Source organism: Serratia sp. BNK-23, assembly GCF_047456145.1.
In the GTDB taxonomy this organism is placed as follows: Bacteria; Pseudomonadota; Gammaproteobacteria; order Enterobacterales; family Enterobacteriaceae; genus Serratia; species Serratia nematodiphila.
The window spans coordinates 1,565,103-1,584,225 of record NZ_CP179900.1; the positions used below are offsets into that span (position 1 = coordinate 1,565,103).

Below are 19,123 nucleotides of genomic sequence, written 5' to 3' on the forward strand. Positions count from 1 at the left end.
CAAAAGATTCCTTAAGATAATATTAAGAAAAGTGTTTAAGGGCGCCGTAATTCTATTTAATATTTGTTTAAATATCCGCGGATACAATCAACCACATTCAATGCCAATGTGGGTGACAATGATGAAAACGCTACTGTTGACCGGCGCTACCGGCTTTCTTGGTGGTGCGGTTCTCGAAAAATTATTGATTGAAAATCAGTCTGTTAATTATCTTTTGCTGGTGCGTGCAGACGATGCGCAGCAAGGGCTGGCCCGTATTCGCGAGAATATGGAAAAGTTTAATATCGATGCGAACCTGCTGTCTAAAATTACGATTGAAAATATATTATTGGGCGATCTTTCCGAGCCGGCCGACTTTTTAACTGACGCTCGTATTAACAATGTTACGCACGTTATTAACTGCGCGGCCGTTGCTTCATTTGGTAATAACCCGCTCATTTGGAAGGTAAACGTAGAAGGTACTCTGGCCTTTGCCGAAAGAATGGCGCAGGTGCCGGGATTAAAACGTTTCCTGCACGTCGGCACCGCCATGTCCTGTTCGCCGGAGCCGGGTTCGCTGGTGGCGGAGAGCGGCGAGTTTGAGGAAGACGCCGAACACCTGGTGGAATATACCCGTTCCAAATCCACCATCGAACAGCTGATGCGCCAGCGCTGCCCGCAAATGCCGTTGACCATCGCTCGTCCGTCGATCGTGGTGGGGCACACCCGCCTGGGCTGCCAGCCTTCCAGCAGCATTTTCTGGGTGTTTGGCATGGCGCTGATGCTGCGCAAGTTCATGTGCTCGCTGCAGGACAATATCGACGTGATCCCGGCGGACTACTGCGCGGATGCGCTGGTGATGCTGATGAACAGCGAAACGCTGGAGAACGACGTTTATCACATCTCCGCCGGTGAGGAGAGCAGCGTCAGCTTTGCCGAAATTGACAACGCCATGGCGGCGGCCCTGGAAAAAGCGCCGGTGGGCGATGAGTATGCGCAGGTGACCTATGACGCGCTGGTGAAAATGCGCCGCCAGCTGAAAGACATTTTCGGCCCGTGCAACGAGCGGCTGATGCTGAAGGCGATGCGCCTGTACGGATCGTTCGCCATGCTCAACGTGCGTTTCAGCAACGAGAAGATCCTCAAGCTGGGCATGCCGAAACCGCCGCGTTTCACCGACTACATCGCCGGCTGCGTGCAGTCGACGCGCGGGCTGTCTATCCAGCAGCAGATGGTGGTGGACTTCAAATAACCGCCGGGCGCAACGGGCGCCCGAGGTTACCGTCCGTTACCAGGACGAAGACGACCAGAAGACGCGGCCGAGCACCACCAGTTGCTCCTTGCGCTGCTGATAGCTGAGATGCTCGTCCTGGTACTCTTCCCGGTTGAGGGAGCGGATGACGACGCCGCCGTCCGGCTGTTCGATCAGCACCTTCACCCGCAGCAAATTGCCGTGGCGGATGGCGTAGGTCTTGCCCTCGCGGATGCGCGTGTCGTCGGTATTGATGCCGACCACGTCGCCGTCCTGCAGACGCGGTTCCATGCTGGAGCCGGAGATGCGGATAATGCGCGCGGCGTTGACCGCCACCCCCATCTTGTGCAGATAGTAACGGCGGAAGATCAGCGAAAACTCCTCGCGATCGACGATTTCGTAGCAGCCGTCGCCGGCGGAAAAATCGATATCCAGCAGCGGGATCTCCACAAACTCTTCCTTGTCTTGTTCGGTATCTTCCCATACCACCGGTTTCAAACGGGCGGGCTGGAAGTCCGACTCCGCCGCCACGTTGTCAAACGGGCGCACCAGCTGCTTTTCATGAAACACGTCGAACCAGCCCTTGGGCAAATTCAGCCTGGCCTCGATCCGCCTGGCCAGATTGTCGCCAAGATTGCGGGAGGATTTCTCCCCGATGATTTGGCTCAGCGTCGGCGCGGAAGACTCAACCAGCGTGGCGAACTCATTCTGGTTGACGCCTTGCCGGGCGTAGCGGGCCATTAATTCGCGCAGATTGTTGCGCCTGATTTCTTTAGTTTCCATCGTGCAATGATCGCACTCTTTAGCAAAAAGGTAAATAACGGTTTTGCTAAAAAACGCTTGCGCATGATTTAGCAATTAGCTAAAACAGAAAGGGTGAGCCAAGGGTTCACCTGTGCGGAGCGGCCTGTCATGATGAGAGGCCGCTCAGTGAAATCAAACGAGAGAGGGACTTTACGATGTACAAGATTGATTACAATAGCTACCGATCGGTCGCCAGCTTCGGCCACCGCGTGCGCTTTCTGGTGCTGCATTACACGGCGCAAAACTTCGCCGACTCGGTGACGTCGTTGACCGGAAAATCGGTCAGCGCGCACTATCTGGTGCCGGATCCGACCGAGGCCACCTATCAGGCCGCCGGCTTCAGCGGCGTGCGCATTTTCAACCTGGTGGACGAGAACGAGCGCGCCTGGCATGCCGGCACCAGCCAGTGGGGCACCCGCAGCAATATCAACGACACCTCGATCGGCATCGAGATCGTCAACCTGGCGAGCGGCGACGGTGGAAACATCACCTTCCCGCCGTTCAATCCGCAGCAGATCGAGGCGGTCACCCAGCTGGCGCAGAACATCCTGCAGCGTTATCCGGACATCTCGCCGGTGAACGTGGTGGCGCACTCCGACATCGCGCCGGGCCGCAAGAGCGATCCGGGTCCGCAGTTCCCATGGCAGCAGCTGTATCAGGCCGGCGTCGGCGCCTGGTATGACGAAGCGACCAAGCAGCAGCGCCAGCAGGAGTACTGCAGCCAGGGGCTGCCGGCGCAGGCTGAGCTGCTGAAACTGTTCGCCCAATATGGCTACGACACCTCGGCGGCGAACACCGCAGAAGGCTATCGCCAGCTGGTGCGTGCATTCCAGCTGCACTTCCGTCCGCAGAAGTATGACGGCGTGATGGATGTTGAAACCGCCGCCGTTCTGCGCGCGCTGGTCGACAAATACGCCGCCTGAGCCTGAGTGCGAATGGGGGACGCCTCATTCGCCTTTTCCTTGTCGCGCTTCCTCCGCTAAAATAGCGGCCTGGCTAGTGTTTATCGGAGGCACTGTGCGCCTCGATCGAAAAATCTCTTCATTTGAACTGCTGACCTATCGCCACTATCGCATCGTTCACGGCGTGCGCATCGGGCTGGCGTTTATCCTGACCTTTCTGCTGATCCGCCTGCTGGCGGTGCCCGAAGGCACCTGGCCGCTGATCACCCTGGTGGTGGTGATGGGGCCGATCTCGTTTTGGGGCAACGTGCTGCAGCGGGCGCTGCAACGCATTGCCGGCACGGTGTTCGGCGCGGCTTCCGGCCTGATCGCCCTGTATCTGGAACTCTATTCGCTGCCGCTGATGCTGGCATGGTGCGGCGTGGTGATGTTCGTCTGCGGTTACCTGACGCTCGGCAAACGGCCGTATATGGCGCTGCTGGTGGGGATCACGCTGGCGGTGGTGTGCGGCGCGGGCGCCGGCGACATGCATACCGCGCTGTGGCGCAGCGGCGACGTGATCTTCGGCTCGCTGCTGGCGCTGCTGTTCACCAGCATCTACCCGCAGCGCGCCTACATTCTGTGGCGCATGCAAATGGCGGACTGTCTGCAAACCGCCGCCCGTATCTACGGCGCGTATTTTTCGCCGAACGTCATTGAGCGGCCGCGGTTGGAGCCGCAGCTCAAGGATCTGTTGAATCAGGTGGTGAAGCTGCGCAGCCTGATCGTGCCCGCCAGCAAGGAAACCCGCATCCCCAAAGCGGTGTTCGAGGCGGTGCAAACCCTCAGCCGCAATCTGGTGTGCACGCTGGAACTGATGGCCGATGCCTACTGGGCCTCGCGTGAAACGCACTTCATTATGTTGAACGCCCGCACGCTGCGCAGCACCCAGCTGCTGACGCTGAGCTCGCTGGAGTCGTTGGCGGTGCTGATGCGCGAAGGGCCGCAGGCGCAGCGCCAGGCGGCGGCGGGGCAGCTGGCGGAAATCGCCGGCGAGCTGAAAACGCTGATGCAAGAGGTCAGCCTTGGCCAACACGGCGAAGCGCCGATTTACGGCTATGTCTGGCTCAGCATGGAGCTGGCGCAGCAGTTGGAAGAGCTGGGGGATCTGCTCCAGGTATGCACCGCCGCCGGGCGTGAATAAGGGGTCAGATCATGAAGGCGGCGCTTTGGGTTTTGGCCGCCGGGGCAAAGTGGGTAAGATAAGGCAATCACTGTTGTGCCGGACCGCCACAAACCTGTATCTTGGTGCCATGTGGCCGTAAGCAAATGAATCTGTGTATTACTAAAGCAAGGGTATAAAGATGGATAATGCAAATAAGCCGAGTTTCCAGGACGTGCTGGAGTTTGTGCGTATGTTCCGCCGCAAAAACAAACTGCAACGCGAGATCGTCGACAACGAAAAGAAAATTCGTGATAACCAGAAGCGCGTGCTGCTGCTCGACAACCTGAGTGAGTACATCAAGCCCGGCATGAGCATTGAAGACATTCAGGGCATCATCGCCAACATGCGCAGCGACTACGAAGATCGCGTTGATGACTACATCATCAAAAATGCCGATTTGTCCAAAGAACGCCGCGAGCTGTCCAAAAAGCTGAAGGCGATGGGCGAAGTGAAGTAACCCGCTTTAGCGGGCCGGGCGTCCTGCCTGGCCCGCATCCTTATCCCGCCTGATTTTCCGTTCTTGCCGACATTGCCGTTTCCGTTGGGGCGTTCCCCGGCGGCCGAAGGCGCCTCCCCATCCTGCAGGATCTGCAGGTGACCGCCGGGGAACGCGTGTTACTGCTCCGCGCCGTACATGTCGAAGTCGAAATACTTGTCGTTGATTTTCTTGTAAGTGCCGTTGGCGCGGATCGCCTGCAGCGCGGTGTTGAAGGCGTTAAGCAGCGCGGTATCCTCTTTGCGCACCCCGATGCCGTCGCCGACGCCGAAGTACTTGCTGTCGCTCAATTCGGCGCCGATAAAGGCAAAGTCTTTGCCGCCGGGCGTTTTGAAGAATTCGCTGGCGCTGACGCTGGCCAGCAGCGACGCATCCAGGCGGCCGTTGGCCAGATCTTCGTTCACCTCCTGCTGGCTTTGGTAGGCGACCACGTTGACGCCGGCCGGCCGCCACAGCGCGTTGGCGTAGGTCTCCTGGCTGGAACCTTGCTGCACGCCGACCGATTTGCCTTTCAGCGAGGCGGCGGTAGGCTGCAGATTGCTGCCTTTATGCGCCACCAGCCGCGCCGGGGCGTTGGAGACTTTGCTGGAGAAAGCGATCTGCTGCCGGCGCTGCGGCGTAATGGTCATCGACGAGGCGATGGCGTCGAACTTCTTCGCCTGCAGGCCGGGGATCATGCCGTCCCAGCTGCTTTCCACCCACACGCATTTGGCCTGCATCTGGTCACACAGCGCCTGGGCGATATCGACGCCGAAGCCGGTCAGCTTGCCCTGCGGATTTTTATACTCCAGCGGCGGAAAGGTGGGATCGATGCCCAGCTTGATCACTTTGCCGCTGAATTCACCGCTCAGCGCGGGAAAGCTCGCGGCCAGCGGCAGCAACAACAACAGCCCTTTGATGATTTTCATGTCATTTCCTCTGTGTTGGCGATTAAACCGCGGGGCGAGCCAAAAAGCGCTCGACCAATTTGACCCAGTAAGTGGCGCCCAACGACAGACTGTCGTCGTTGAAGTCATAACCGGGGTTGTGCAGGGAATTGCCCGGCGTGGCGGGGCCGTTGCCGATCGAGATGTAGCTGCCCGGGCACTTCTCCAGCATAAAGGCAAAATCTTCGCTGGCGGTGAACGGCCGCAGCGTGGGGATCACCCGGCTCTCTCCGGCCCATTCCAGCGCCACCGCGCGCGCCAGTTCGGTTTCTGCCGGGTGGTTCACCAGCACCGGGTAGCCGTGCTGATAGTCGATCTCCGCGCGGGCGCCGAAGCTGGCGGCCTGCGCCGTGACCAGTTCAGTGATGCGCTGTTCCAGCCGCGCACGCACCGCCGCCGTCAGCGCGCGCACGCTGAGCGTCAGGGTGGCGGTCGCCGGGATCACGTTGGCGGCCTGGCCGGCCTGCATCGCCCCCACGGTGACGATCGCCGTTTCCTGCGGATCGATATTGCGCGCCACGATGGTTTGCAGGCTCATAACGATGGCTGCGCAGGCCACCACCGGATCGACGGTGCTCTGCGGCACCGCGCCGTGGCCGCCGTGGCCGTGCAGGGTGATGTGCACCGTATCGGCCGAGCACATGAAGGGGCCGCCGGCGAAGCCCAGGTGGCCGGTGGGTAAGCCGGGCACGTTGTGCATGGCGAACACCGCGTCGCAGGGGAAGCGCTCAAACAGGCCGTCTTCGATCATCACTTTGGCGCCGCCGCCGCCTTCTTCCGCCGGCTGAAAGATCAGGTGCAGCGTGCCGCAAAAGTTCGGCTGCCGCGCCAGATAGCGCGCCGCTGCCAGCAGCATGGCGGTGTGCCCGTCGTGGCCGCAGGCATGCATCACCCCGGAATGGGTGCTGGCGTAAGGCAGTTCGGTGGTTTCGGCAATCGGCAGGGCGTCCATGTCGGCGCGGATGCCGAGCGATTTTCCCGGCCCGCGCTGCAGTGTGGCGACAACGCCGGTTTGTCCTACGCCGCGCGTGACGCGGTAACCCCATTCCTCCAGCCGCCGCGCCACCAGATCCGAAGTGGCGAACTCCTGGAATCCCAATTCCGGGTGGGCGTGAATATGGCGGCGAAGCGCGACCATCTCATCATGAACGGCGGCGATCTCAGGCAGTAGCAGTGAATGCATCATCACGGTCTCCGGCAAAAGGGGCCCGGCCAGTGGGCGGGGAACGGGGCAGAGGGGATAGGCATCGAGACTAGCAAACTCCGTTTTTGCCGGGTAGCCGCCGTTCGGTTATGCTGACAACCTATGATTGTCAGGAGGTGGACATGAAACTGCACCAACTGCAGGCGCTGGTGGCCAGCGCCGACAGCGGCAGCATTCGCGCGGCGGCGCGGCATCTGGGGCTGTCGCAGGCGGCGGTGACCCGCGCACTGCGCGAACTGGAGCAAGAACAGGCGCTGCCGCTGCTGATCCGCACGCCGACCGGGCTGGGTTTTACCCCCTACGGCAAAACCCTGCTGGCGCACGCCCGGCTGGTGCTGAACCAGTTGGAGCAGGCGCAGGGCGAAATGGCGGCGCTGCGCGGGAGTGCGGCGGATCTGGTTAAGGCGGCGATCACTCCCTGGCTGATGCTGACGGTGCTGCCGCCGGCGGTGATGGCGTTTCGCAGCAAGGTGCCGGCGGTGCGGCTGGAACTGTCGGAAAGCCTGATGGCCAACGCCCAGTCGCAGCTGCGCGAGGGCACGATGGATTTCGCCATCACGCCGCTGCCGGCGTCGTCGGCGCCGCAGGAGTTTCACTGCGAGCCGCTGCTGGAGTATGAAACGGCGTACATGGTGCGGCGCGGCCACCCGCTGGCGCACAGCACCTCGCTGCATCAGCTGCTGGAGCAGGATTGGGTGATGAGCTATACCCAGGAAAGTTTCGATGCGCTGCTCGACGAGGTGTTCCACCGCCACGGCGTGCGCCTGCCGCGCCAGCGCATTATCCAGGCGCATTCGTTCGGTATGCTGCAGGCGCTGGTGGAGTCCGCCGAGATGTGTACCTGGTGCCCGCGGCCGATCGCCGCGCTGCCGCAGTTTGCCTCCCGCGTGCAGCCGCTGGCGCTGCGGGAGAGCTGCCAACCGGCGCAGCTGAATATCGTCACCCGGCGCAACAGCATTCTGAACGCCGCCGCCCATGCGTTTATCGACACGCTGGTGCGCACCCTGCGCCAGCAGGTGCGATCGTCGCGGCCGGAGGATCGCCAGATCTACGATCGCGTGCGCCTGCTGATTTAGCGGATCTGCCCGGATCGCCGCTCCCGTAAATGGGATCGCGATCCGCATTTGTAGCATTTTTAGCCGCAATGTTAACGAACTGTGATTTTGCTCAAATAATTATTTTTGCAGCTTTGGTTATATGTCGCTCTATGTTCACGTTGTCATTTTTAGTTATCGGGATGTGTAATGGTTAATTTGTTGAAATTTATAATTTTATAACTCAGTTTGTTTTTTGTTTGATAAAAATGACAACGTCAACATTTATAATTTTCAAGCGTTTAACGAGAATATTGGAGGGATAGATGAGCCAGTTGCCGGAAAAAATGCGCGCGGTCGTTTGCCACGGCCCGCAGGACTACCGTTTCGAACAGGTGCCCACGCCGCTGCCGAAGGCGCGCGAGCTGGTGATCAAGGTGGAAGGCTGCGGCATCTGCGCAGGCGACTGCAAGTGCAAGAACGGCGCGCAGATGTTTTGGGGGGAGACCCCGTGGGTCAAACCGCCGGTGGTGCCGGGGCACGAGTTCTACGGCCGCATCGCCGCGCTGGGCGAGGGCGCGGAAGGCAAATACCGGATCGGTGAGCGGGTGATCGCCGAGCAGATCGTGCCGTGCTGGGAGTGCCGTTACTGCAAATCCGGCAGTTACTGGATGTGTGAGACGCATAACATTTACGGCTTCCAGAAAGACGTGGCGGAGGGCGGCATGGCGGAATACATGCGCTTTTCCGAGAACGCCATCGTGCACAAGATCCCGGAAAGCCTGAGCCATGAAGACGCGGTCTTGATCGAACCGATGGCCTGCGCCATCCACACCGTGGCGCGCGGCGACATTCAGCTGGACGACGTGGTGGTGCTGGCCGGCGCCGGGCCGCTGGGGCTGTGCATGGTGCAGGTGGCACGCCTGAAGACGCCGAAGAAACTGATCGTGATCGACGCCATCGACGAGCGGCTGGCGCTGGCGAAGGAGTTTGGCGCCGACGTGGTGATCAACCCGCTGAAGGAAGACGCCGACCAGATCGTCAAATCGCTGACCGGCGGCTACGGCTGCGACGTCTACATCGAGGCCACCGGCGCGCCGATCGGCGTTACTCAGGGGCTGCAGATGATCCGCAAGCTGGGCCGCTTCGTGGAGTTCAGCGTGTTCGGCAAGGAAACCACCGTCGACTGGTCGATCATCGGCGATCGCAAGGAACTGGACATTCGCGGCGCGCACCTGGCGCCCTACAGCTATGAGATCGCCATCGATCTGTTCGAGCGCGGGCTGGTGACCTCAAGCGGCGTGGTCACCCACAGCTATTCATTGAACGACTGGGACGAAGCCTTCGCCCTGGCGGACTCGACCGACTCCATCAAGGTGATCCTGGTTCCCTGACCCTCCCGCCGTACCGCTGTTGCAGTCACGACCGTCGGCCCGTCCGCAATGGAGGGGCCGGCCGGTCGGCCAAACGTAAAGACATGCTGTTGCTCTGATAACCACAACAAGAAGCTTCCCTACAGGAGAATTGGCTATGTTTTCATTATTCAAAAAGACCCTGCCTTTTATCGTCGCCGGTGGAATGTTGGCGGCCAGCCATGGGGCGCTGGCCAAGCAAATCACTATCGGTATGTCGTTCCAGGAAATGAACAACGACTACTTCGTCACCATGAAGCAGGCGCTGGATCAGGCGGCGGCGGATATCGGCGCCAAGGTGTATGTGGCCGATGCCCGCCATGACGTCGCCAAGCAGATCGGCGACGTGGAAGACATGCTGCAGAAGAAGGTGGATATCCTGCTGATCAACCCGACCGACTCGGTGGGGGTGCAGTCGGCGGTGATCTCCGCTCATAAGGCCGGCGCGGTGGTGGTGGCGATCGACGCGCAGGCCGAAGGGCCGCTGGACTCGTTCGTCGGCTCGGAAAACTACGACGCCGGCTTCCAGGCGGGCGAATACCTGGCGAAAGCGCTGGGCGGCAAAGGCAAGGTGGCGATCCTCGACGGCATCCCGGTGGTGCCGATCCTGGAGCGCGTGCGCGGCTTTGAAGCGGCGATGAAAAAATACCCCGACATCAAGATCGTCACCAAACAAAACGGCAAGCAGGAGCGCGACACCGCGCTGACCGTCACCGAAAACATGCTGCAGTCGGCACCGGATTTGGCGGGCATCTTCAGCGTCAACGACGTCGGCGCGCTCGGTGCCCTGGCGGCGATCGAAAGCAACGGCGCCAAGGTCAAGCTGGTGAGCGTCGACGGCCAGCCGGAAGCCATCAAAGAGATCCTCAAGCCGAATTCGCCGTTCATCGCTACCTCGGCGCAGTTCCCGCGCGACCAGCTGCGCATCGCGCTCGGCATTGCGCTGGCCCGCTACTGGGGCGCCACGGTGCCGAAAACCGTGCCGGTCAAAGTGAAGCTGATCGACCGCAGCAATGCGGCCGGCTTTAGCTGGTAACAGCGGCCAGGTTCGCCCCGCTGCGGCGGGGCGTTCGGCGCGGAGGGCAATGCGGTGACACCTTTACTGGAACTGAAGCGAATAAAAAAGAGCTTTCCCGGCGTGAAGGCGCTGGACGGCATCGATCTGGCCATTCAACGGGGCGAGGTGCACGCCCTGCTGGGCGAAAACGGCGCCGGCAAATCGACGCTGGTGAAAATCATGTGCGGCATCCATCAGCCGGACGAGGGCGACATTTTTATCGACGGCGAGCAGCGCCGCTTTAACAACTATCGCCAGGCGATCGAGGCCGGGGTCGGCATTATTTTTCAGGAATTCTCGTTGATTCCCTACATGAGCGCCATCGACAACATCTTCCTCAACCGGGAGATCAGGAACCGCTGGGGCCTGCTGGATCGGCGGGCGATGCGGCGCAAGGCCGAGGCGATCTTCAAGCGGCTGACGGTGGCTATCGATCTCGATTGCCCGGTGGAGCAGCTGAGAGTGGCGCAGCAGCAGTTTGTGGAGATCGCCAAGGCGCTGTCGCTGGAGGCGCGGGTGCTGGTGCTGGACGAACCGACCGCCACGCTGACGCCGGGCGAGGCCGAACACCTGTTCAGCGTGATGAACGATCTGCGGCTGCTGGGCGTTGGCATGGTGTTTATCTCGCACCATTTGGACGAGATCTTCACCATCTGCGATCGCATCACCGTGCTGCGCGACGGCGCCTACATCGAAACGTTGGCCACCAGTGACACCAACGTGGAAGAGCTGGTGCGGCTGATGGTCGGGCGCAAAATCGAGAACGCCTTCCCGGTGAAACAGCATCCGGTCGATACCGCGACGGTGCTGCTGGAGGCGGAGATCCAGCGCGAGAAGCACGGCGCGACCGACCGTTTTCGGCTGCACAAGGGTGAGATCCTCGGCTTCGCCGGGCTGGTGGGCTCCGGGCGCACCGAGACCGTCTCGGCGCTGATCGGCGCCAGCCGCTGCCACCGCAAACGCGTCAGCCTCGGCGGCCAACCGGCGGCGCTGCGCTCCCCGGCGCAGGCGCTGGCGCAGGGCATCGGCCTGCTGCCGGAGAGCCGCAAAACCGAGGGCCTGGTGCTGCCGTTTTCGGTGGCGCAGAACATCACCCTCAACCGGCACCACCGGCGCGGCAAGATCTTCGTCAGCGCCCGCAAGGATCGCGACGTGGTGCAGCGGCTGATCCGCGCCGTGGGGGTGAAAACCCCGGACGCCGAGACCGCCGTCAGCACCCTGAGCGGCGGCAACCAGCAGAAAGTGGTGATCGCCCGCTGGCTCAACAACGACTGCAACATCCTGATCTTCGACGAGCCGACGCGCGGCATCGACGTGGGCGCCAAGGCCGAGATCTACCAGCTGATGCAGCAACTGACCCAGCAGGGCATCTCCATCATCATGATTTCCTCCGAACTGCCGGAGATCATCGGCGTGTGCGACCGCGTGCTGGTGTTTCGCGGCGGCCACATCGTCGCCGAGCTGACCGGCGACGACATCGAATCCAACCACATCATGCTTCACGCGACCGGGAGTGCCTTATGATAGGAATTGAACAACCCGCCGTGGCGCGCCGCGCCGCCGGCCCCAGCCTCGGCAAGCGCTGGGAAAAACTGCTGCATCACCCGGCGGTCCTGCCGTTTATCGGCTTCGCTGTCCTGTTCGTGCTGATGAGCCTGCTGAACGACAGCTTCCTCAGCGTCAACAACCTGACCAACGTGGCACGCCAGGTGTCGATCAATGCCATCATCGCGGTGGGCATGACCTGCGCCATCCTGACCGGCGGCATCGATCTCTCGGTGGGGCCGGTGATGGCGCTGGCCGGCTCGGTCGCCGCCGGGCTGATGCTGGCGGCGGTGCCGATCCCGCTGGCGATGGTGGCCGCGCTGGCGCTCGGCGCGCTGTTCGGCCTGGCCAACGGCGCCTGCATCGCCTACCTGCGCATGCCGCCGATCATCGTCACCCTGGCGTCGATGGGCATCGCCCGCGGCCTGGCGCTGCTCTATACCGGCGGCTACCCGATCTCCGGCCTGCCCGACGTCTTCTCGTTCTTCGGCCGCGGCACGGTGCTGGGCATTCAGGTACCGATCCTGATCATGCTCGGCGTGTACCTGCTGGCCTGGCTGATGCTCAACCAGCTGCCGTTCGGCCGCTACGTCTACGCGATGGGCGGCAACGAAGAGGCGGCGCGCCTGAGCGGCATCCGCGTGCCGCGCTACAAGATGCTGGTGTACGTGATCAGCGGCCTGACCGCCGCGCTGGCCGGGCTGGTGCTGACCTCGCGCCTGATGAGCGGGCAGCCCAACGCCGGCGAAGGCTTCGAGCTGGACGCCATCGCCGCCGTAGTGCTGGGCGGGGCGGCGATCTCCGGCGGGCGCGGCGCCATCGTCGGCACGCTGGTGGGGGCGATGATGCTCGGGGTGCTTAACAACGGCCTCAATCTGATGAACGTATCGCCGTATATCCAGAACGTGGTGAAGGGCGGCATTATCCTGGCCGCCATCTACCTCAGCTCCGTGCGGCGCAAATAGGAGGCGCGATGTCAGTCTTTCTTGGCATAGACGTCGGCGGCACGGTGATCAAGGCCGGGCTGTACCGGGCAAGCGGCGAAGAACTGGCGATCGCCGAGCGTGACGGCGCGGCGATCGCCGCCCAGCCGGGCTTTAGCGAGCGCAATATGGACGCGCTGTGGGATGACGTTTGCGCGGCGATCCGCCAGACGCTGCACGCGGCGGGGCTGGAGGCCGGGCAGGTGCGCGGCGTCAGCTTTTCGGCGCACGGCAAAGGGCTGTACGCCATCGACCGCCACGGCAAGCCGGTCGGCAACGGCATTCTGTCTTCGGACAACCGCGCGGCGGCCACGGTGGCTGAGCTGCGCTGCGCCGGCGTGGATGCGCAGAGCTACCCGCGCAGCCTGCAGCCGCTGTGGCCCAGCCACCCGGCGCTGCTGCTGCGCTGGCTGAAGCAGCGGCAACCGGCGCAGTACGCCGCCGTCGATCGCATCCTGATGGCGCACGACTACCTGCGCTTTCGCCTCACCGGCGAGGCGGCGGCCGAAGTGACCAACATCTCCGGCAGCAACCTGTTTAACCAGCGCAGCGGCGCTTACGATCCGGCGCTGATGGCGGCCTTTGGCATCGAAGAGGCGCAGGAGAAGACCGCGCCAACGATCGGCTCGGCGCAGCTGGCCGGGCGGGTGACGGCCGCTGCGGCGGCGCAGTGCGGCCTGCGAGCGGGCACTGCGGTGTACGGCGGCCTGTTCGATGTGGTGGGCGCGGCGCTCAGCTCCGGCGTGGCCGACGATCGCACGCTCAGCGCGGTGGCGGGCACCTGGTCGATCGCCACCTGCGTGACCGAGCGCATCATTCCCGCCGATTACCCCTACGCCTGGGGGCGCTACTGCATCGACGGCCGCTATTTCGTGCACGAAGGCAGCCCGACCTCGGCAGGCAACCTGGCCTGGTTCCTGCGCCAGTTCTGCGCCGACGACCGGCAGCGCTACGCCCAGTTCAACGCCTGGGTGGCCGAGCGCCGCGAGCAGCCCAGCGGGCTGCTGTTCCTGCCGTATCTGTACGGCTCCAACCTCGGCGGCAACACGCCGGGCGGGCTGATCGGCCTGAGCGCCCACCACGAGATGGCGGACGTGGTGCAGGCGATCTACCAGGGCATCGTGTTCTCGCACCTGATCCATCAGGAGCGCATGGTGCAACTGAACCCGCGCATCGAGCGGGTGCGCATGACCGGCGGGCCGACGCAGTCCGAGGTCTGGATGCAGATGTACGCCGACGCCGGCAACCTGCCGCTTGAGGTGGTGGAAACGCGCCAGAGCGGCTGCCGCGCCGCCGCCCTGTGCGCCGCCGTCGGCGCCGGGGAGTACGCCGGGTTCGCCGAAGCGATCGCCGCCGCGCCGCCCAAACTGCGCTGTTATTATCCCGCGACCGCCGCCCATCGGCGCCTGCGCGCCCAGCAGGCGCGCTATCTGGCGGTCGCTCAGGCTTTGAGTGAGGTGACTGATGCAAACGACTAACGCCGCCTGTCTGGGGCTGTATGAAAAAGCGTTGCCCGCCGATCTGGACTGGCCGCAGCGGCTGGCCACCGCCGCCGAGCTGGGCTTTGAATTTGTAGAGATGTCTATAGACGAACAGCCGGCGCGCCAGCAGCGGCTGGACTGGGATCGCCGCCAGCGGCTGGCGTTTATCCAGGCGCGGCTCGACAGCGGGGTGACGGTGCCGAGCCTGTGCCTGTCGGCGCACCGGCGCGATCCGTTCGGCAGCGCCGAGGCCGCCACCCGCGAGCGGGCGCGGGTGCTGATGAGCAAGGCGCTGGAACTGGCGACGGATCTCGGTATCCGCAACATCCAACTGGCGGGCTACGACGTCTATTACGAACCCGCCGATCGCTACAGCCGCGAGCGCTTTATCGAGGGCATGCAGTGGGCGGCGGCGCAGGCCGCCAGGGCGCAGGTGATGCTGTCGGTGGAGGTGATGGATACGCCGTTCATCAACAGCATCAGCAAATGGCGCGACATCGCCCGCCACGTCAACAGCCCGTGGTTCACGGTGTATCCCGATCTCGGCAACCTCAGCGCCTGGGGCAACGACGTCGCCGCCGAGCTGGCGCTGGGCATCGGCAGCATCACCGCCGTGCACCTCAAAGACACCGTGGCGGTGGGGCCGGGTAGCGCCGGGCAGTTCCGCGACGTGCCGTTCGGCGAAGGCTGCGTGGATTTCGCCCACGCTTTTTCCGTGCTCAACACGCTCGGCTATCGCGGCCCCTACCTGCTGGAGATGTGGGCGCGCGAAGACGGGCAGGATAAGCAACGCATCGCCCAGGCCAAGGCCTGGCTCGAACAACAGATGAATGAGGGAGGCATCGCATGCTGAACGAACTCAAGCGGCAGGTGCTGGCCGCCAACCTCAGCCTGCCGGCATACGGGCTGGTGACCTTTACCTGGGGCAACGTCTCGGCGATCGACCGCGAGCGCGGGCTGGTGGTGATCAAGCCTTCGGGCATCGCCTACGAGGCGATGACGCTGGAGGATTTGGTGGTGGTGGATCTGGAGGGCAAGGTGCGCGAAGGGCACCGCAAACCTTCATCCGACACCGCCACCCACCTGGCGCTGTACCGCGCCTTCGCCGATATCGGCGGCGTGGTGCACACCCACAGCCGCAACGCCACCATCTGGGCGCAGGCTGGGCAGCCGATCCCGGCGCTGGGCACCACCCACGCCGACTACTTTTACGGCGACATTCCCTGCACCCGGCCGATGAGCGAGGCGGAGATCGCCGGGGATTACGAGGGGGAAACCGGCAAGGTGATCATCGAGACCTTCAATCAGGCGGGGCGCGATCCGCAGCAGGTGCCGGGGGTGCTGGTATACTCCCACGGCCCGTTTGCCTGGGGCAAGGACGCGGCGGATGCGGTGCACAACGCGGTGGTGCTGGAGGAGGTGGCGATCATGGCGATGGCGACGCGCCAGCTGGCGCCGGCCATCGCCCCGATGCAGCCGGAGCTATTGGACAAACATTTCCTGCGCAAGCACGGCAAACACGCCTACTACGGGCAATAGCGCCCGTCAGCGATTCAACAGCGAGCCGGTGAAGAACTCTCTGCGCACCGGCAGCTCGCCGCGCGGGCTGTTAATGGCGCTGAACAGCAGCTCCGCGGCGATCTCCCCCAGTTTCTGCGTATCGTGATACACCCCCGGAATGTGCAGGCCGTAAGCGCCGGCGCGCGGCGGTTCGTCTATCGAGAAGAATTTCACCTGCTGATAAAGCCCCATCTCGTGGCAGATGGCGATGGCGCCCAGCGTGATGATGCCGTTCAGGCCGATGATGTAATCCGGGCGGTTCTCCGGCTGCGCCAGATAGGCGCGCACCTCGCTCTCTTGCGAGGTGAAATCGTAGTCGCCGTTGATGATATGAATCTCACGCCCGCTGTCCTGCAAGGCCGCGACGATGCCGGCGGTGCGCGTTAGCGTAATTTCCGAATCCGCCGGGCCGCCGATAATCAGCAGCTTCTGTTCCGGCTGCTCCGCCAGATAGCGCCCGGCCAGCACGCCAATCTCGCGGTTATCGAGGAACACGCCGCTCAGTTGCTGATCGTAAAGGTCGCGGTCGATCAGGATCAGCGGCACGCCGTACACCTCGGCCAGCTCGAGATAGGCGGGACGGTAGCGCTTGTCGTCGCGCACCGCTGACAGCAGGATGCCGCGCGCCTTGTAGCCGAACAGCGCCTGAATGGCGCGCATTTCCGCCTCTTCGCTGCCGTCGGTGTCGAACAGCATGATCTGGTAGCCCTGCTGACGCGCAATGCGCGACACGGTCTTGATCAGGCCGGAATAGAACGGGTTGTACATGCTGCTGGTGACGATGCCGATAATCTGGCTGCTGCTGCTTTTCAGCCCCTGCGCAAAGGCGTTGGGCACATAGTTCAGCTCTTTGGCGATGGCGTGAATGCGCTCGCGGGTTTCCGGCTTGACCAGCTCGGGCTTATTGAAGGCGCGGGAAACGGTGATATTGGTCACCCTGGCGCGGCGGGCGATATCCACGATAGTGGCATTGGGATTGGCTTTCGACACCGTCTTTCCTTGCGTTATGCCTCAACAGATCCCTTATTGTAGGGAAAGGGCGGGGGCGGTGCTAGGGGGGAGTTGGGGGGATGGTTGGGTGCTTTTGAGTAGGAGCGTTAGCGAGTGGAATGTCAAAATAGGAAGATATTTAATAAAAAAGTTGTTGGTTAACTGTTTTTTAATTATTTCTCATAGCGGCATCTTCTTGCCGGAAAATATAGGAAGGTGTGTTGTATAGACGAGTTTCTATGTGAAAAGCTACTTTGCTTCAGGGATGGTTATTAAAAAGACTGATATCAGGGATTCGGTCAGTATATCATAGCCTAACAAAAGAATCTTCAGTTAAAGAAGACTCTTTTATTATTTGATGAATTACACTCTGTTTTTTTAGTTTGCGAGGGCCTCGGCAGCGCCGCCAAGTAATGAGAGAACAAAATTTCTGGCTTCTGAATTATGCCTTATAACTCTGATAACATTTAGTTCATATCTTTTCCTATCTATAAACCCACATTGTTTGGCAACAGGAACCAGAAAGTTCGTTTCTCTGATTGGATAGCGACCAACAAGTGAGTCAAAATCTGATGAGTGCATCAAATTGTCGAAATAACCAATTTCATCATTTAAAAGTGATGAGAAATTAATTTCTTTGCTGTAAGTTCCTCCTTCGCGAATTTCTTTTTGTGTCGGAATTGAAGACATCACTTCCGCTCGGATTTTCTTCTCTATTGCTCTGCAACACAGATGTTCTTTTTTCTCTTCAAGAGCAGAGCGGATAATTTCACAAACCTTATCAAAACATTCATCAACGCTAGAGGTTAAATTAGTATCCTTAACAGAGCATAATACCCATCTTATTATTTTAGGATGGTAGTAAATTGATTCTATTGAATGCACAGACAAGCTGAAAACAAAATTTAAGTTTAAATTCTCTATTTGTGATTGAACCTTATTGTCATTGTCTATAATTCCGACAGCATTAACCCAATGTGCAGTTGTGTTGTTTCTCAAACCCTTAACTGCCTGTTCAACAAGGTCACATTTTTCTTTTGAAATTACTGATGCATTACTAAACAAGGCACCATACAACTCAGCATCTAGGCTTGCTTGCGTACCCTCCACAAATAACATATTGTTTCGCGCGCCAAGAATATCAGCTTTGACTTGCTCATCTAATCCATTTAACGCCTCATCATATTTTCTTATAACAGATATATTCCATTGAGTAGGCTCATCATTTTCATAAGTGCAACTATTAATACTTACAACTGTAGACTCTTTAAAAAAAGAAGGCAATGTCAACTCATGTGTTGATATAACAAAAGCGCAATCTCTACGAGCCTCTATCAGGTTTGATAAGAGAGGAGACACGATGCGTTTGTGTAAATGTCGCTCAGGCTCATCAAGAACAATAAGTGCACCACTATTGGCACATAAAACCTCGCAACATATAATTAACGCACTTTTTTCACCATCAGACATTTTGGATAAGGTATATGTTTTTACGGGGTCATAGTTAAGATTATTTACCATCAAATTTGATTCTTCATCGATGATAAATTCAAGATTAAATCCGCTGTTTTTAAAAATGTCGTTAACTAGATCAATCTCGCTGTCAAGAGTAATCTCTTCTAATTTACCGCCATTCTTTAAGTTTTTCATGTTTGTAACAGCATGAGCTGTCACTTTATTTTTTATTTTTACTATCGGCAAAGCAGCCTTTTCATTTTCCCAGTGTGTCCTGTATCTACTGGTTTGGGACATGGAGTCATTAAAAATTCTCTGTGTTGCATTTTTATAATCGGAATTGCTAAAGTCTATTATATCATTGTCAAATGTATTTTTTCGATGTGCAACAACGTATACTGAATTATTGTTAGCGTGTCTTCTGTATATTGAATTGACAAGAGATGATTTCCCTGTTCCATTTCCACCTACAAAGAAAGTAACCTCACCACAACGTACACTAATAGTCTCGTTAGAACCATCATTTTTCATAAGTGAAAAATCAAACATTATGTAATCCTTTTACAATTAGTTATCTCTATTGATAGAGTTTATCTCAAAGAGAAATGGTGATTTTTGTCAAAGATTCTACTCTTATTTACTTAGCTTAATCTAGGTTTGGCGTAATTGTTTCTCCATAATAAGCACGCCAGCTCTAGCTTATAGCCACCACTTCCTAATACCATCGTTTAAAGTGCTAAACCAGTCAATGATAGACTGGTCACAATTTGAGGAAAAACAGCAGCCGCCAATTGAAAATGACCTGATGACGAAACAGGCGGGTCCTCTACAAACTACTA

At 59.6% G+C, this 19,123-nt stretch carries 17 protein-coding genes; 12 read left to right on the forward strand and 5 right to left on the reverse strand.

The genetic code is table 11. The features are described from left to right. Positions 1 to 121: 121 nt before the first annotated feature. Positions 122 to 1,231 (forward strand): SDR family oxidoreductase, encoded by a 1,110-nt coding sequence (locus ACMGF9_RS07350; RefSeq protein ID WP_031300714.1) that lies wholly within the window; start codon positions 122 to 124, stop codon positions 1,229 to 1,231. Between the two features lie 36 nt (positions 1,232 to 1,267). Here ACMGF9_RS07350 and ACMGF9_RS07355 read toward each other — a convergent pair whose 3' ends face one another. Beyond that, positions 1,268 to 2,014 carry a helix-turn-helix transcriptional regulator gene (locus ACMGF9_RS07355; protein ID WP_004935623.1) on the reverse strand — a complete coding sequence of 249 codons (747 nt, stop codon included), beginning with the start codon at positions 2,012 to 2,014 and terminating at the stop codon, positions 1,268 to 1,270. Positions 2,015 to 2,190: 176 nt separating this feature from the next. Between ACMGF9_RS07355 and ACMGF9_RS07360 the strand changes: the two genes are divergently transcribed. The 3 genes from ACMGF9_RS07360 (at position 2,191) to tmaR (ending at position 4,598) form a co-directional block, all read left to right on the forward strand. After that, positions 2,191 to 2,958 (forward strand): N-acetylmuramoyl-L-alanine amidase, encoded by a 768-nt coding sequence (locus tag ACMGF9_RS07360; RefSeq protein ID WP_004935618.1) that lies wholly within the window; start codon positions 2,191 to 2,193, stop codon positions 2,956 to 2,958. Between the two features lie 94 nt (positions 2,959 to 3,052). Then, a complete protein-coding gene (locus ACMGF9_RS07365; protein ID WP_004935614.1) occupies positions 3,053 to 4,120 on the forward strand; it encodes an FUSC family protein in 1,068 nt (355 codons plus the stop codon). 160 nt (positions 4,121 to 4,280) lie between these two features. Next, a complete protein-coding gene (tmaR, locus tag ACMGF9_RS07370) occupies positions 4,281 to 4,598 on the forward strand; it encodes a PTS system regulator TmaR (RefSeq protein WP_004935612.1) in 318 nt (105 codons plus the stop codon). A 158-nt stretch (positions 4,599 to 4,756) separates the two neighbouring features. Here tmaR and ACMGF9_RS07375 read toward each other — a convergent pair whose 3' ends face one another. Next, entirely contained in the window at positions 4,757 to 5,545 is a 789-nt protein-coding gene (locus ACMGF9_RS07375) for an ABC transporter substrate-binding protein (RefSeq protein WP_118891858.1), read from the reverse strand. A gap of 22 nt (positions 5,546 to 5,567) precedes the next feature. Beyond that, positions 5,568 to 6,749, reverse strand: a complete 1,182-nt coding sequence (locus ACMGF9_RS07380) for a M20 aminoacylase family protein (RefSeq protein ID WP_118891859.1) — start codon at positions 6,747 to 6,749, stop codon at positions 5,568 to 5,570. Positions 6,750 to 6,889: 140 nt separating this feature from the next. Here ACMGF9_RS07380 and ACMGF9_RS07385 point away from each other — a divergent pair, with 140 nt between their 5' ends. From ACMGF9_RS07385 to araD, 8 genes are all read left to right on the forward strand, one after another. Further along, entirely contained in the window at positions 6,890 to 7,843 is a 954-nt protein-coding gene (locus ACMGF9_RS07385; RefSeq protein ID WP_099981784.1) for a LysR family transcriptional regulator, read from the forward strand. Positions 7,844 to 8,127: 284 nt separating this feature from the next. Beyond that, positions 8,128 to 9,195, forward strand: coding sequence for a zinc-binding dehydrogenase (locus tag ACMGF9_RS07390; protein WP_033632578.1), 1,068 nt, complete (start codon positions 8,128 to 8,130; stop codon positions 9,193 to 9,195). Positions 9,196 to 9,331: 136 nt separating this feature from the next. After that, a complete protein-coding gene (locus ACMGF9_RS07395; RefSeq protein ID WP_015378502.1) occupies positions 9,332 to 10,249 on the forward strand; it encodes an ABC transporter substrate-binding protein in 918 nt (305 codons plus the stop codon). A gap of 54 nt (positions 10,250 to 10,303) precedes the next feature. After that, positions 10,304 to 11,794 (forward strand): sugar ABC transporter ATP-binding protein, encoded by a 1,491-nt coding sequence (locus tag ACMGF9_RS07400; protein ID WP_118891860.1) that lies wholly within the window; start codon positions 10,304 to 10,306, stop codon positions 11,792 to 11,794. Further along, positions 11,791 to 12,780 carry an ABC transporter permease gene (locus ACMGF9_RS07405; RefSeq protein ID WP_015378500.1) on the forward strand — a complete coding sequence of 330 codons (990 nt, stop codon included), beginning with the start codon at positions 11,791 to 11,793 and terminating at the stop codon, positions 12,778 to 12,780. The genes ACMGF9_RS07400 and ACMGF9_RS07405 overlap by 4 nt, the downstream gene beginning before the upstream one ends. A gap of 8 nt (positions 12,781 to 12,788) precedes the next feature. Next, positions 12,789 to 14,276 (forward strand): FGGY-family carbohydrate kinase, encoded by a 1,488-nt coding sequence (locus ACMGF9_RS07410; protein ID WP_075686122.1) that lies wholly within the window; start codon positions 12,789 to 12,791, stop codon positions 14,274 to 14,276. Next, on the forward strand, positions 14,263 to 15,132 hold the full coding sequence (locus tag ACMGF9_RS07415; RefSeq protein ID WP_049242499.1) for an L-ribulose-5-phosphate 3-epimerase: 870 nt from the start codon (positions 14,263 to 14,265) through the stop codon (positions 15,130 to 15,132). Before ACMGF9_RS07410 ends, ACMGF9_RS07415 begins: the two co-directional genes overlap by 14 nt. Beyond that, positions 15,126 to 15,818, forward strand: coding sequence for an L-ribulose-5-phosphate 4-epimerase (gene araD / locus ACMGF9_RS07420; protein ID WP_118891861.1), 693 nt, complete (start codon positions 15,126 to 15,128; stop codon positions 15,816 to 15,818). The genes ACMGF9_RS07415 and araD overlap by 7 nt, the downstream gene beginning before the upstream one ends. A 6-nt stretch (positions 15,819 to 15,824) precedes the next feature. Here the strand turns inward: araD and ACMGF9_RS07425 are convergent, their stop codons facing one another. Both ACMGF9_RS07425 and ACMGF9_RS07430 read right to left on the reverse strand, forming a co-directional pair. Beyond that, the gene (locus ACMGF9_RS07425) at positions 15,825 to 16,829 is read right to left on the reverse strand and encodes a LacI family DNA-binding transcriptional regulator (protein WP_118891862.1); all 1,005 of its coding nucleotides are present in this window, start codon (positions 16,827 to 16,829) and stop codon (positions 15,825 to 15,827) included. Positions 16,830 to 17,207: 378 nt separating this feature from the next. Beyond that, complete coding sequence (locus ACMGF9_RS07430; protein ID WP_118891863.1) at positions 17,208 to 18,833, reverse strand: AAA family ATPase; 1,626 nt, start codon at positions 18,831 to 18,833, stop codon at positions 17,208 to 17,210. Positions 18,834 to 19,123: the final 290 nt, after the last annotated feature.